Genomic DNA, 13181 nt, shown 5'->3' with positions numbered 1-13181 from the left:
CACAACCGCCGGCTTTTTGAGGGTTTTGCCGCGGTATTTGCCGGCTGGTGTGGAGTCTGGCCGAAAGTTATGGGATGATTATGCCGTCATTCAGGGGGCGGGATGGGAAAGCTTACGTTACTATTATTAGTATTGCTTGGCTGGTTGCAGTATTCACTGTGGCTGGGCAAAAACGGCGTGTACGATTTGGTGCGTGTTGAGAGCGACGTCGCGGTACAACAAAGAAATAACGCGCAACTCAAAGCGCGAAACGATCAGTTGTTCGCCGAAATTAACGATCTCAACGGTGGCCAGGAAGCTATCGAGGAGCGTTCACGCAACGAGCTTGGCATGATTAAGGCGGGCGAGGTCTTCTATCGTTTGGTACCGGAGCAGCGGCGGCCGGCGGCGCCAGCAACGCAAGACAATCAATAATGATCTCATCAGAGGGGTCTATCCCTGACGTTATCGCTATACTGCCAGCGGCCGGAATCGGAAGCCGTATGCAGATCACCATCCCAAAACAATATCTCACCATCGGCGACAAAACCCTGCTTGAGCACGCGATCGATGCGTTGCTACGCCAACCCTGTATCCGCGAGGCGATCGTGGCAATAAGCCCCGCGGATCGCTGGTATCATCAACTTCCGGTGGCTGCCGACCCGCGGGTACGCGTGGTCACTGGCGGCGAAGTGCGCGCCGATTCGGTGATGGCCGCGCTGCGCCATGTGCGCACGGCGTCCTGGGTGCTGGTGCATGACGCCGCACGTCCCTGCCTGCATCAAGACGATTTGCGCCGCCTGCTGGCGATCACCGCACATACCGAGGTGGGCGGGCTACTGGCGTCGCCGGTGCGCGACACCATGAAACGCGCACGCGTCGGTACCGATATTATTGCGAGCACCGTCGAGCGCGAGGACTTATGGCATGCGCTAACGCCGCAGCTGTTCGCGTGCGATCTGCTGAAAAATTGCTTAGAACATGCGCTGGCGGAAAGCGCGACGGTAACCGATGAAGCCTCGGCGCTGGAGTATTGTGGCTATACGCCATTGCTGGTACCGGGGCGCGCGGACAACATCAAAGTGACCCGCCCGGAAGATTTGGCGTTGGCCCGCTTCTTTTTTTCTCAATTAGCTAATACGGAGAGAGCGTAAATGCGTATCGGACACGGTTTCGACGTACACCAGTTCGGCGGCGAAGGTCCGCTCATTATCGGCGGTGTGCGTATCCCTTATCCGCAAGGCCTGCTGGCGCATTCCGATGGCGATGTCGTACTGCACGCTGCGACCGATGCCCTGCTGGGCGCCGCCGCCTTCGGCGATATCGGCAAATTATTTCCCGATACCCATCCGGTCTATGCAGGGGCCGACAGCCGAGCGCTATTGCGCGAAGCCTGGCTGAGGATTGTGACAAAAGGGTATTGTCTTGGCAATTTGGACATAACCCTTATCATCCAGGCGCCAAATATGGCGCCGCACATCCCGCAAATGCGCGTGCATATCGCCGAAGATCTCAGCTGCCATATGGATAATATCAACGTCAAGGCGACCACCACTGAATGGCTGGGCTTTACCGGCCGCGGCGAAGGCATCGCCTGCGAGGCGGTAGCACTACTGGCGCGAACGACATGACCAACGACCTGGACTATCACCGGCTGCATTAGCTGCTCGGCAATGCCGTCACGATCAGTCGTATGAAGGTCGAGGTAGCTGATTTCAGGTGCGCGAGCAGCTTGGTTTTACGCCAGATGGCGAAGGGGAGCACCTACAGGTGCGCCTGTGTAAAGCCAGCTACAACACGCCCGACATCCCCGCCCGCATGGTCAGCTAAGCCGGTCTCAAAGATACACCGTCACCGAACAGTGGTTTTGCTTACATCTACCCGGCAAAAGCGATCCCGACTTTGCGGCATTTCCGGCTACGCTATCCTCATTGCTGCCAACCACCGACGCAACTGCGTATCAGCTCTCTTAAGGGCAACGCCTTGACCCTGACGCTTCGTGAGATAAGCGATAGAGTGAGGGCATGAGGTGCGGCTGAAACGTATTTGCGATGAATGGGGACCAAATTATTTCGATCATCAGCGCTTTGTCATCAGGGCAATAATCTGACGCTGGCGCTGCGTTTGGCGAATAACGCATTGAGCATCTGTAGCTTTACGCTTTCTGCCGACTGCAGCGCGTTGTCCAATAGGGTGGTCAACCAACGCTTGGCGGAGTTGGGGCTAGCACGCCTATTGAACGGAAAGATCCTACAATTGAGCGGTCGGGGTAATGGGTTTATGGCAAGCGCGGCGGAGATACCGGTGTTGACCGCGCGGGAGTTTTCCCTAACGTCGCCGATGCCGGGAAAGGGTGCACTGGGCATCCTTGACGAAGCCGAGGTGTTTGAAGGCCTGTCTCGCGACGCAGCTGGCACTGATTGTGTTGCTGGCGCGTGAACGGCTAACGCTTGTGCGGCGGCGCCGCTGCTTCAGCTAGAGGGGTTAAGCTGGCGCTGGCAAGATACGCTGACACTAGCACAAAAGCTTTCAGCTGGAGCATTCCCGACGCGGTCAGCGCGCGACTTTGCCGGCACGAGGAACGCAACGCGCAACGGCTAAATTTGCTGCAACCACTGAATTACTGGCTTCACCACGGTGACGTTTCATGCCATTATTATTTCATGTTCCCATTTTGATTTTTCGCCGGTGCTGCTGACCGGCAGCGGGCCAGGTCAGTTTTTTGCCTTTCACCGCAGGGCGGCGTGGTGTGGGTGATTTTCTTATAAAGTCAAAACACTATGCGCATACTTTTAAGCAATGATGATGGCATTCATGCGACGGGCATTCAGCATCTGGCGGTCGCGTTGCGCCAGCTTGCCACCGTGCAGATTGTGTCGCTGGACCGTGACCGCAGCGGCAGCCGTCATCCCGCCAGCGAAGTCGTCCGCCAGACGGATCCGCACAGTCGCGTGATGTTGTGGATCGGTCCTCTGGTCGACCCGCTTGATGAATGGCCGCACACCGATTTTGAGGCCGTTAGTCAGGATCATGTTTCACTGATGCCGACACAGCTGGATCTCACCGCTAACGCCGCGCTGCTCGTGCTGAGCGATTGGCTCGGCGATACCGAGAGGCTTGCTCCATGGTAGACGGACGCACGCAGACGCTGTTGGCACAGCTGCGTCAGCAAGGCATCCGTGATGAACGCCTGCTACAGGCGATGGAGGCGGTGCCGCGCGAATGCTTTATCGACGAGGCTTTCGAGCATAAAGCCTACGATAACACCGCCCTGCCAATCGGGCTCGGGCAAACCATTTCCCAACCTTATATCGTAGCGCGTATGACCGAGCTGCTGGCGCTGCGGCCGGAATCGCGGGTGCTGGAAATCGGTACCGGCTCCGGTTATCAGACTGCTATTCTGGCCCATTTAGTGAGGCACCTCTGTTCGGTGGAGCGGATTAAAAAATTGCAGTGGCAGGCTAAGCGCCGGCTGAAAATGCTTGATTTACATAATATCTCTACCCGTCACGGTGACGGTTGGCAGGGCTGGCCGTCGCGCGGGCCGTTTGACGCCATCATCGTGACGGCGGCGCCGCCGGAAATTCCCCAGGCGCTGATGGCACAACTTGATGAGGGCGGCGTGATGGTGCTGCCAGTCGGCGAAGAGCAGCAGCACTTGACGCGGGTGCAGCGCAAGAGTGGGGAATTCGTGGTCGATACCGTGGAAGCAGTCCGATTCGTGCCGCTGGTGAAAGGTGAACTGGCCTGACGCCGATGCTTAAATTTCCATGCGAGTGTTTAATGGCGTGCGCAACCGGTTGCTGCTTGCATTAACAGCAATATAATTATTATCTCAGAGATGAAAATACTCCTGTTGCTGGAACAATGAGCACTAAAAGATGTAAACACATAATGTCTGTCTCATTTGGAGTGGTGACTGGCGTTGCTACCATAGGGGAGAATTGATCATGGGAAGCCCGAAATGCGCGTGGCGCCGCGTTGCGGTCTGTGCCATGTCGAGTATGTGGCTGGCGGGATGCGTCAGCAATGAAACCAGTGCACCGATAAGCAGCGTGAGCGGCGGCTACAGTAGCAATGCCGCCACCGCTGAGAGTACGCCGAAGCTGGGCCAGCTGCGTGCTGCGGCCCCGGTCAACAGGGGTACGCAAGGCCATGTAAATCTCTCCCCACAAGGAAATATTGTTTATAATAGGAGCTATGACACCATCCAGAAAGGTTCCTATTCTGGCGTGACGTATCAGGTAAAACGTGGCGATACGCTGTTCTATATCGCCTGGATTACTGGAAACGACTACAGGGATTTGGCGCAAAGAAACAACATCCATGAACCCTACAGTCTCAACGTAGGTCAGACTTTGCAGGTGGGTAACGGAACCACGCCGATTACCGACAATGCGCCGGAGGGAGCCATCCTAGCGTCCAACGTCAATCAGACCAATCTCGGTGTTGTGGCAGCACCCGCCCCTACCGCGAATACACCATTGACAGAATCAAGCGTTGATTCTAATAAAAATAATGGTTCCGTTGTTATCACAACCGCGCCGGTTGCAGCACCCAGTACAGAACCAGCCGCTACGGCGTCTGGTAGCACGGCAATCACCGGTTGGCGTTGGCCGACGGATGGGAAGATCATTGATAACTTTTCCGCCGCAGAAGGCGGTAACAAAGGGGTTGATATCTCCGGTTTCCGAGGACAGCCAATTTTGGCGACCGCCAACGGCAGAGTGGTTTATGCCGGCAACGCCTTGCGGGGATACGGTAATCTCATCATTATCAAACACAATGACGATTACTTGAGCGCCTATGCCCACAACGATACGATGCTGGTCCGAGAACAACAAGAAGTCAGGGCGGGGCAAAAAATTGCTACCATGGGTAGCACTGGAACCAGCACAACCAGATTGCATTTTGAAATTCGTTACAAAGGGAAATCAATAAACCCGCTGCGTTATCTTCCGCAGCGATAAATTGCTAGAATATCTCGACGCTCTGTGCTGGAAACACGGGTAAGGGCCACTGTGAGCTAAATACGATAACGAGTTACATAAAGAGGTCGAATTCGATGAGAATGGAACGGAAACATTTGACGAGAAGGCGCTAGTCGATGAGCCTGCTGATAAGATTAGCTGAAGAAGAGCAGCTGTCTTGGGGGGCAAGTCAACGTCTCCTGAGCGCCGTGTAGTTCTATCTGAGAAAGATTGGATAGCCCCGTTCTTACGCTGATGAAGAGATTGGCTTTGCGTGTAGCGCAGAAGAAACGCCGGGCAGCTGTATAGCCCGTGGAAGACATTAGCCGTATACTACGCCTCGGTGGATACCTGCTGGGAGCGGCTCTGAGAGGGTGTTCTGGAATTCTGTCTGAAAGACAGAGGCCCGGAAGGGGACTGCGCAGGACAATGACATGAAGTAGAACATCGTTAAGTGGCTGTTCGAGCTGAATGCTAAGCAGCATGAAGTGCTGGTCAGGCGTTTTGCCCTGCTGGGTTATAAAGCCGCACCAGCTGAAGATGTAGGTTATGAAATCGCTCTGACCCGCGAATGTGTACGTCGGATTCAGGTGAAGAGGTTTCGTCATCTGCGGGAGATCCTGCAGGGTCAGGGTTTGAATATCGAAGCGCCATTCCGCGAATAGTAGCAGCGTCGTTCCGTATAATCGTGGCGGTGCCTCTTCGTCGCGCATTGCGAGGTGCTGTAGTCGAAAGGAATAGTTCTGGTTGCGCGGCTCCGCTAGCCGATCTCTTTTTCAACCGATACAGCCATTGCAGCGCCTGGCGCGGCGAAAGCGCATCGAGATCCAATTTCCCGGCGCCTCGACCGCCGGCGAAACAGGTGGTCATTCCGGTTGCAGTGGCGAAGCTGCGAGTCATCCACGATGCCTGTCGTCGTGCTACTGGATAACATTTCCAATTCCCTGAGCTTCTGCCGCGCTTGATAACATTCCGCGGCACCTCGCCGGCGCCGCCAAAATAGAAGATCGAAGATCTCATTATATACGGCGCGTTTCCAACGCCACTGCCTTGTTTTTCGAGGTTAGGACCGTATCTTCTTATTCCTTCAGGGAATGATGTAGCGTTCGGCGCTTTCAGCGTTTGGTGCCGCACATAACGGATGGGTTCCAGATGGCTTTGACCGTGGCTGAGCTGAATAAAATAACCGCACACATCGTTAAGCCCACTTTCAGCGCTCCGGCCAAGCTTTTCCGCTTTCGCAGCTCAAGACGGTCGAGATTAATCGGTCGCGCCCGCTGCTAGACCGCGCCATTCGTCCAGTTCGGCCTGGTATCCCGGGGCGATGACGTCGCCGTCGCGCACCAGTACTGGCGGCGACTCGATGATAGCCCCGCGCCAGCAAATCGTGCAGCGTCTCAAATTCTCCAACACGATCTAGCAGCTGCGGCAAGTAGGTATGTGATTGCCCTCGAGCGGCGTTTGCATGACTGGCAGCTATGCAAAGGCATGGCGCCTGCGCGCCAGCGCCGCTCCAACCCCGACCTAACGCAGCAGCGGCTGTAGATTTGCCACCTGATTTTGTAATTCGCAAATAGTTTCCTAGCGGGAAGGGAGTGATCTCGCGGGTGGCATGTGCAGCCAACGTTTCAGCATCCGGCTGCCCATGGGCGTGACCGTACGATCGAGCACGTCCGCCAGCATATTTTCGGCAGCGGCGCTGAGGTTTTGCGTCAACTCAAGTGCTCTAAGGTGGCGGCGCGGATGTGCGGCAACGATGTGCGCTGCATCCTTGGCGTATTGCAGCAGGCAGCCGGCGGCACGCAGGGCCAGCTGCGTCCGCTCAATGCCAAGCCGGTTAAATCGTGAGCACCGAACTGCATGGCGAGCTGATGGCGGGCGATATTCAGCTCGAATTTCCACAGCGGGCGCCGCCGTCAGCGTTTCGGGATAGCGAATTGGTGCGCTGGAGTTCCGCGGCCATCGGCCTCGCGGTCCGCCGGCTCCCATGTGGTGTTTTGGTGTTACTGATAGAGCTCCGTCGTTTTATCAAGGCGCTGCGATATCTTTAATAAAGGACGCATAGTGGATTTTGCTCAGATGCATGCGCTGTAAAGTATGCTAAACACGTCCAGCAGAAAGGATCGGGCAATAAGCACAATGCGTACCATTAAAACGCAAATGATGATAATCACGAAGCTTTTTGTTATTTGTGCATGACCAGGATCATAAAAATGACAAACAGTGACAGAATGTTTAAATTTCTAATATCGCCGAATAATCTCTTCTTTTTAAGAACGTGGTGTAATTAAAGCGTGTGTTTATCGGGTGTATATGCCTACGGCAAGGCAACCACGTTTTATGGCGACCCCCTCTATTTCTGTCAGCGTGAACACTTACTACGAGATTACGAGTTTATTTTTTGGTGAAGCGCTGCAAAAGGGCCGTCGTCGCGTTCACCCATCCAGAAATTAATGCTTTTCTCCATGTTTACTGAGGCCATTGTTGCTCCGCAAATACCGTCGATGGCGTCGGCGCCATTTTGCACGATTCTCAGTGCGGGCTGCGCTTGAACATCTTTCGGTTACTTGTTTAGCCACGCATGGATCTTCTACCCATGCACCCCAATAGTAGAGGTTCATTTTCTAATAAATCAGCAAGTTTTTTACCGTGCCCATCTGGCGCTAACGCAATAAACGCGTACATCATTGACTTCACGCTCTTACTCTGTATAGGTAGTACAGCTTGTTGAATGTTGCCATTTTGTGGATGAAGTAAACATCTCTGGTGTTGTAGCGATGTCGTATTTGCGTTTAGCATTAACGCTCCGTTCGCCAAATAGACCTGATGGATGATAACCCGACGATAGTAAAAGTTTTGCAGGGCGCGCGCGTCGGTTCATCGGCTTTGGCCAACCCAGGCAACCTGAATAATTGCTGCGATTGCGTTATTGTTTTGGAATAGAAAATACACGAATAACACCGCAAACAGATAAACAAAATTACATCAGGGACAACAATAATTTTCCTTTCTTCATTGTTTTATTTTCTCATTCTTTCTCAGGCGTCCTGATCGGAGTGGAAATAACATTGTTATTGTCGTACATATACCACAAACAGGCTAGTTTTGCAAACGGCATCAAAGATAAGGAAAAGGAAAGGGAGATAAGAGCCAGCTTGGCCGGAATGAGAAGAGGGTATAATTTGGGTAATAAGCAGGGTGGCGATTATTTACGGTAGAGGAAATGATGAATACAGAAAGTGAGGAGGAGAGGATAAGTAAAGAGATGATATGAGTAAGGAAAAGACGGCGAAAAAGAAAAGAGGGGGAAGAGAGAATGAAGAGGGAATGGAGGAAGCAGGCAGCTGGAGAAGAGGTCGTCAAGGAAGAGAGGATCGGTTAAAATTGCCAACCGGCGTAACGTTTATCTATGATTTTATTTCTAAATTTTACAGATACCTTACTTTTAAAGAGATAATTTCACAATTACCGTATTGTCAAAATGCAACTCTGCTTATATCTGACAACAGGATAAGCAGATCAATTGCCCGAAAGCGGCCACGAATGGTCGCAGGAAAAGGCAAGTGTAGAGCAGGAAGACGGGCTTGTGGTGGTGATACCAACGGCAATCTGTTGGCGGACGGAGATGCAGTGACGGTCATTAAAGATCTGAAAGTCAAAGGCATCGCCTCAAAATTGTCACCAAAATTGCCACCAAAATGAAAAATATTCGATTGGTGGAAAGAGACAACAATATAGACTGTAAGATCGATGAATTCGGCGCCATGAAGATGAAATCGGAACGAAGAACAATATAACTTTCCGTTGCGCTGGACGCGGTTTCCTATTTATTCTTAGATGACAATGGATTACCATAGCGTTGCTTTATCAGCTTTGGTACATGGATCCTCAATACGTATCTGGTAGCCCTTGTTCCTTCAATAGCTTTGCTTGCCACGTGCAGTAGTAATCCTCCTCCTGTATGCCCTCGCAGGAATCGCCTGCCTAGTCGAACGGCGTCCGGCTGCGCTATCGTAAAAAATCATCACACCGGACAATGTGCAAAACGGCGTCGTGTTCTGGAACCAGAACGAAGACGCTTTGCAGCGCGCTGCGCACCGACTGGCGTACCGCCGGAAATTATTGTTAGTATTATAGGCGTCGATACCCGCTAGGGAGGGTGATGGCAAAACGCGTATCATCGATGCGCTGGAGACGCTGGCGTTCGATTATCCGCGCCGCGGAGACTATTCTGGCTGGAAACGTTTTTTACTAACGGCGTGCAATGATGGAGATGATCCACTCGCGCTGCGCGGCTACTATGCCGGTACTAAATTTATGCCTTCCTCTCTCAAAGAGTACGCCGTGTATTTCGGAGGCGATGGCCATATCAATCTGTTGGATCCAGTAGGATGCCTCAGCAGTGTTGCCAATTATTTCCATGTCCACGGCTTGGTGGCGGTGCCCGCCAGCGGTCAGGCGCCCTGGTTCAAAATAGCTATGACACGCGTTATACCACGCGTTATGCCATGGTGACGCTGTCCGACGCGGAACTGTCGCCGCTTGCGCACTCGGGACTGAACAACAGGTCAGCCTGCTGTGTCTGGATATCGGTACCGGTTACCAAAGATACGGGCTGACGAACTTCTATGTTATCACCTGCTACAACAACAATATCCATTACGCCATGGCGGTATGGAAACTGGGCGAGGCGATGAAGCGAGCGAGGCTGCTTAGCTAATGCTTAGGGGTAAACGGGCGTTGGTCAACAGTGTCCGTCGAGGTTGGCCAAATAATGAGTGGCAACGACGATTATTTGTGTGGCGACGGAATAGCGCTCCAGGCGGTTTTGCACTTTGCCAAGGCCGTGCTGAACAACAAATAAATCGCCGCTGCTTCGATATAGAGAATTAACGGCTCATAGGTCAACGACACAATGCTGCTGCGCAGCCAGAAATATTTCCGGTACGAATAATGGCCGCCACTAGCAATGTGTCTTTGGTAAATGAGATAAATGAATTGGCCAGCGAGGATATGGAGACAAACACCGACTGCGGCAAAATGACCCTATACATCGCCTGGGTCGAATGCGTGTCGATGGCATGTGCCGCCCTCCACTGCGCCTTGAGTACCGAGACGATGGCGTCACGGATTGTCTTCGAACTGTAAGAGCCGACGCTTAGGGTTGAAACCAATCAAAGCCGCTGGCACTGGCAACTCATATAAAATCCAAAACAGCTGCGCCAGCAGTAGTTTTCCCCATATAATCTAGACACAAATCAGCTATTCCTTTTGGGCCATACAAACGTATCAGTGACACCAGAAACCCCACCACCAAGCAGCCGACAAACGACAGCAGCTCCAGTGTCAGGGTAAACATCAGCCAGGTTGTAAACAAACGCCAAAAGAGTCGTGCATTCATTGCAGCTATAGCGGCATCGGTATGACTCCCGTTTCCTGGCCGAAATGGCGCTGCGAAATGGTTTTATAGGTGTCGTCAGCTTTAATCTCATCTAGGGTTTTTTGATGGAGTCCAAATTGTCATTAAGTATGACGGCAGTGCGCCCTGTGATAACCCGATCCACAGATTTCGTAAAACCGTTAGTCGGCACGATATCAGCGCCGTATTTTGGATGCAAATAATTGCTGGCCAAGCTTTGGGCGGATTTTTGGCCTTTCAGGTCGCTGAAGTTTGTGATAGTGGTATTGTCGCGGGTAATCACACCACTTTTGAATCGGTATAAGGTTTTGAAAAATCATATTTCGCCTGGCGTTTCGGCGTGATGTCCACTTGATCAATAACTGTATTGTAACGTTTACCCTTGAGACCAACGATTAGACCATCCCAGCAACCTTCGATAAACTTGGCTTTGATTACGCCAAACTTCTCGGCTACGGTGCACCACAGATCCAGCACCTGCTGAAGGCTATTATGCCGGCGGACTTAATGACCGAAAAATCATCTGCGGCCTGAACTTGCGCTGCGGTAAATGCGAGAGTACTGAATAATAGCGTCAAAGCCATTTTCTAGGATTATTCTTTAGAAGATCCTACGAAGAGGTGAATATCGATTTGGATGCTGGCAGTGCTGAACTATTTACTTTCAGGTTTAAAGCATTTTATATCGTGAGTCATTGCGTTTGGTTATACAATCCACGTACGTTTGTGATGCATCGCGCCTAGCGCGACAATGGTGCTAGCAGCGGTCTTGAAAGTAAAAATTGGAATGCGATGCTTATAAACAACACCTATTTACAACCAGGCCGCCCAGTCTGCACGATTGCAGTAAGCCGCATCGGTTCAGGATAAGAATATGATAAACGATAGCGAACTCTATGCGCTTAGCGCGCGGCTGGGCGCGGTGCTCAAGCGGGACAATAAGTTTATTACTTGCGCCGAGTCCTGCACTGGTGGCTGGGTGGCCAAAACCATTACTGACATTTCCGGCAGCGCAAGCTGGTTTGAGCGCGGTTTTGTCACCTATGGCAATCAAGCGAAAACTGATTTGCTTGGTGTGCGCCCCAGGACTCTCGAACAGCACGGCGCGGTGAGTGATCCCGTGGTGCAGGAGATGGCCTGCGGTGCGCTGCGTGCTGCGTCCGCCGACTACGCAGTGGCAATAAGCGGTATCGCCGGCCCAGACGGCGGCACGATTGAAAAACCAGTGGGTACGGTCTGGTTCGGTTGCGCTACCGCGCAGGGCGATCCTTTTTCCAAACTGATGCATTTCGAGGGCGACAGGGACACAGTGCGCCGTCAGGCGGTGCATTTTGCGCTCATCACATTGCTCGCGACATTGCTCTAAAATACGCTTGATACTGTACAGTCATACAGTATAATTACATGTCTTTGGCGAAAGAGGGTGGCGATGTTGCTCCCCGCTCGATAGGAGTTGAAATGGCTATTGATGAGAATAAACAAAAGGCGTTAATGGCAGCACTGAGTCAAATTGAAAAGCAATTCGGCAAGGGCTCGATCATGCGCCTGGGTGAAGATCGCTCTATGGATGTTGAAACGATCTCCACAGGTTCTCTGTCTCTGGATATTGCGTTGGGCGCCGGTGGGCTACCCATGGGCCGTATCGTTGAAATCTACGGCCCGGAATCATCGGGTAAAACTACTCTGACCCTGCAAGTTATTGCTGCGGCACAGCGCGGAGGCAAAACCTGCGCTTTTATTGATGCCGAGCATGCCCTAGACCCTATTTACGCCAAAAAGCTTGGCGTCGATATCGATAATCTGTTGTGCTCCCAGCCGGACACCGGCGAACAGGCCCTGGAAATCTGTGATGCTCTGACTCGCTCCGGTGCCGTAGACGTCATCATCGTCGACTCCGTAGCGGCGCTGACGCCGAAAGCGGAAATCGAGGGTGAGATTGGCGATTCCCATATGGGGCTGGCTGCCCGTATGATGAGCCAGGCGATGCGCAAACTAGCAGGTAATTTGAAAAATGCCAATACGCTGCTGATTTTCATTAACCAGATCCGCATGAAGATCGGCGTTATGTTTGGTAACCCGGAGACCACAACCGGCGGTAATGCGCTTAAGTTTTACGCATCGGTTCGTCTAGATATCCGTCGTATCGGCTCGGTGAAAGAAGGCGATATGGTGGTGGGCAGCGAAACCCGTGTCAAAGTCGTGAAGAACAAAGTCGCCGCGCCGTTTAAACAGGCCGAATTCCAAATCATGTACGGCGAAGGTATCAACATTCGCGGTGAGCTGGTCGATCTTGGCGTCAAGCACAAGCTGATAGAGAAAGCGGGCGCCTGGTATAGCTATAATGGCGAGAAGATCGGTCAGGGTAAGGCTAATGTCTGCACCTTTCTGAAGGACCATCCCGAACTAGCGACGGAACTGGATAAAAAGCTGCGCAGTATATTGCTGCATAACGCCGATGGCAACAGCCTAGTCAGCGACGTGGAAAGCGAGGATGAAAGCGCCAACGAACGTAATGAGGAGTTTTAACCAACGGGCGGTGAAGGCGATGCCACCGGCTGCGGCGCGGGTCGCTAACGCGGTGGCCTCCTTACTCTACCGGGCTTTTGGGCTACTATCCCGCCGCGATCACAGTGAAGCTTAACTGTGTCGTAAGCTGGTGGTATCACCGGTAGCGCTCCGTCGCTTTCGTGAGCGCGCCGATGCGCAACCCGCAATCGCGGTAAGCTAGGTCGAGATCGACCAGGCGATTGCTCATTATCATGAGCACAACTGGCTTGACGGTGGGCGCTTCGCCCAGCGCTATGTTAGTCGCCG

12 protein-coding genes and 5 pseudogenes are annotated in these 13181 nt (G+C 52.7%); 12 read left to right on the top strand and 5 right to left on the bottom strand.

Annotated elements, in window-relative coordinates; translation table 11 throughout:
- Nucleotides 1-102: 102 nt before the first annotated feature.
- From ftsB to GPOALKHO_RS06510, 8 genes and pseudogenes are all read left to right on the top strand, one after another.
- Nucleotides 103-414, top strand: a complete 312-nt coding sequence (gene ftsB, locus GPOALKHO_RS06545) for a cell division protein FtsB (RefSeq protein WP_406701789.1) — start codon at nucleotides 103-105, stop codon at nucleotides 412-414.
- Nucleotides 414-1133 carry a 2-C-methyl-D-erythritol 4-phosphate cytidylyltransferase gene (gene ispD, locus GPOALKHO_RS06540; protein ID WP_406701788.1) on the top strand — a complete coding sequence of 240 codons (720 nt, stop codon included), beginning with the start codon at nucleotides 414-416 and terminating at the stop codon, nucleotides 1131-1133. The genes ftsB and ispD overlap by 1 nt, the downstream gene beginning before the upstream one ends.
- Nucleotides 1134-1610, top strand: a complete 477-nt coding sequence (gene ispF, locus GPOALKHO_RS06535) for a 2-C-methyl-D-erythritol 2,4-cyclodiphosphate synthase (RefSeq protein WP_406701786.1) — start codon at nucleotides 1134-1136, stop codon at nucleotides 1608-1610.
- Between the two features lie 424 nt (nucleotides 1611-2034).
- A complete protein-coding gene (locus GPOALKHO_RS06530) occupies nucleotides 2035-2418 on the top strand; it encodes a hypothetical protein (protein ID WP_406701784.1) in 384 nt (127 codons plus the stop codon).
- A gap of 341 nt (nucleotides 2419-2759) precedes the next feature.
- Entirely contained in the window at nucleotides 2760-3110 is a 351-nt protein-coding gene (locus GPOALKHO_RS06525; protein WP_406701782.1) for a 5'/3'-nucleotidase SurE, read from the top strand.
- The gene (locus GPOALKHO_RS06520; protein ID WP_406701781.1) at nucleotides 3104-3730 is read left to right on the top strand and encodes a protein-L-isoaspartate(D-aspartate) O-methyltransferase; all 627 of its coding nucleotides are present in this window, start codon (nucleotides 3104-3106) and stop codon (nucleotides 3728-3730) included. The genes GPOALKHO_RS06525 and GPOALKHO_RS06520 overlap by 7 nt, the downstream gene beginning before the upstream one ends.
- A gap of 199 nt (nucleotides 3731-3929) precedes the next feature.
- The gene (gene nlpD, locus GPOALKHO_RS06515) at nucleotides 3930-4949 is read left to right on the top strand and encodes a murein hydrolase activator NlpD (protein ID WP_406701779.1); all 1020 of its coding nucleotides are present in this window, start codon (nucleotides 3930-3932) and stop codon (nucleotides 4947-4949) included.
- Between the two features lie 413 nt (nucleotides 4950-5362).
- Nucleotides 5363-5614, top strand: a pseudogene (locus tag GPOALKHO_RS06510) (sigma factor-like helix-turn-helix DNA-binding protein); the annotation flags it as partial.
- A gap of 335 nt (nucleotides 5615-5949) precedes the next feature.
- Here GPOALKHO_RS06510 and GPOALKHO_RS06505 read toward each other — a convergent pair.
- A pseudogene (locus GPOALKHO_RS06505) lies at nucleotides 5950-6934 on the bottom strand (DNA mismatch repair protein MutS); the annotation flags it as partial.
- Nucleotides 6935-8475: 1541 nt separating this feature from the next.
- On the opposite strand from GPOALKHO_RS06505, the pseudogene GPOALKHO_RS06500 reads away from it, so the two are divergent.
- Together GPOALKHO_RS06500 and GPOALKHO_RS06495 are read left to right on the top strand one after the other, a co-directional pair.
- Nucleotides 8476-8746, top strand: a pseudogene (locus tag GPOALKHO_RS06500) (zinc ribbon domain-containing protein YjdM); the annotation flags it as partial.
- A 194-nt stretch (nucleotides 8747-8940) separates the two neighbouring features.
- Nucleotides 8941-9669 (top strand): annotated as a pseudogene (locus tag GPOALKHO_RS06495) (lytic murein transglycosylase); the annotation flags it as partial.
- Between the two features lie 71 nt (nucleotides 9670-9740).
- Here the strand turns inward: GPOALKHO_RS06495 and GPOALKHO_RS06490 are convergent.
- From GPOALKHO_RS06490 to GPOALKHO_RS06475, 4 genes and pseudogenes are all read right to left on the bottom strand, one after another.
- Nucleotides 9741-9863: a hypothetical protein gene (locus tag GPOALKHO_RS06490; RefSeq protein WP_406701778.1), complete on the bottom strand. Its 123-nt coding sequence runs from the start codon at nucleotides 9861-9863 to the stop codon at nucleotides 9741-9743.
- Nucleotides 9854-10123, bottom strand: coding sequence for an ABC transporter permease subunit (locus tag GPOALKHO_RS06485; RefSeq protein ID WP_406701776.1), 270 nt, complete (start codon nucleotides 10121-10123; stop codon nucleotides 9854-9856). Before GPOALKHO_RS06485 ends, GPOALKHO_RS06490 begins: the two co-directional genes overlap by 10 nt.
- A 23-nt stretch (nucleotides 10124-10146) precedes the next feature.
- Nucleotides 10147-10350 (bottom strand): hypothetical protein, encoded by a 204-nt coding sequence (locus GPOALKHO_RS06480; protein WP_406701774.1) that lies wholly within the window; start codon nucleotides 10348-10350, stop codon nucleotides 10147-10149.
- Nucleotides 10351-10355: 5 nt separating this feature from the next.
- Nucleotides 10356-10952, bottom strand: a pseudogene (locus GPOALKHO_RS06475) (transporter substrate-binding domain-containing protein).
- Nucleotides 10953-11244: 292 nt separating this feature from the next.
- On the opposite strand from GPOALKHO_RS06475, the gene pncC reads away from it, so the two are divergent.
- Nucleotides 11245-11733 (top strand): nicotinamide-nucleotide amidase, encoded by a 489-nt coding sequence (gene pncC / locus GPOALKHO_RS06470; protein ID WP_406703422.1) that lies wholly within the window; start codon nucleotides 11245-11247, stop codon nucleotides 11731-11733.
- Between the two features lie 92 nt (nucleotides 11734-11825).
- Nucleotides 11826-12893, top strand: coding sequence for a recombinase RecA (recA, locus tag GPOALKHO_RS06465; RefSeq protein WP_406703421.1), 1068 nt, complete (start codon nucleotides 11826-11828; stop codon nucleotides 12891-12893).
- The last annotated feature ends 288 nt before the right edge of the window (nucleotides 12894-13181 follow it).

It is taken from the genome of Sodalis sp. (in: enterobacteria) (assembly GCF_036327475.1).
GTDB lineage: Bacteria > Pseudomonadota > Gammaproteobacteria > Enterobacterales > Enterobacteriaceae.
Note: the sequence above shows the minus strand (reverse complement) of the source record. Positions and strands in the feature narration are given on the sequence as shown.

Excerpts from the sequence above, each read along its gene's own strand:
- ftsB (WP_406701789.1), top strand. The coding sequence starts at position 103 with ATGGGAAAGCTTACGTTACTATTATTAGTATTGCTTGGCTGGTTGCAG.
- GPOALKHO_RS06530 (WP_406701784.1), top strand. The coding sequence starts at position 2,035 with ATGGGGACCAAATTATTTCGATCATCAGCGCTTTGTCATCAGGGCAAT.
- recA (WP_406703421.1), top strand. The coding sequence starts at position 11,826 with ATGGCTATTGATGAGAATAAACAAAAGGCGTTAATGGCAGCACTGAGT.
- GPOALKHO_RS06520 (WP_406701781.1), top strand. The coding sequence starts at position 3,104 with ATGGTAGACGGACGCACGCAGACGCTGTTGGCACAGCTGCGTCAGCAA.
- ispD (WP_406701788.1), top strand. The coding sequence starts at position 414 with ATGATCTCATCAGAGGGGTCTATCCCTGACGTTATCGCTATACTGCCA.
- nlpD (WP_406701779.1), top strand. The coding sequence starts at position 3,930 with ATGGGAAGCCCGAAATGCGCGTGGCGCCGCGTTGCGGTCTGTGCCATG.
- GPOALKHO_RS06480 (WP_406701774.1), bottom strand. The coding sequence starts at position 10,350 with ATGAATGCACGACTCTTTTGGCGTTTGTTTACAACCTGGCTGATGTTT.
- ispF (WP_406701786.1), top strand. The coding sequence starts at position 1,134 with ATGCGTATCGGACACGGTTTCGACGTACACCAGTTCGGCGGCGAAGGT.
- GPOALKHO_RS06525 (WP_406701782.1), top strand. The coding sequence starts at position 2,760 with ATGCGCATACTTTTAAGCAATGATGATGGCATTCATGCGACGGGCATT.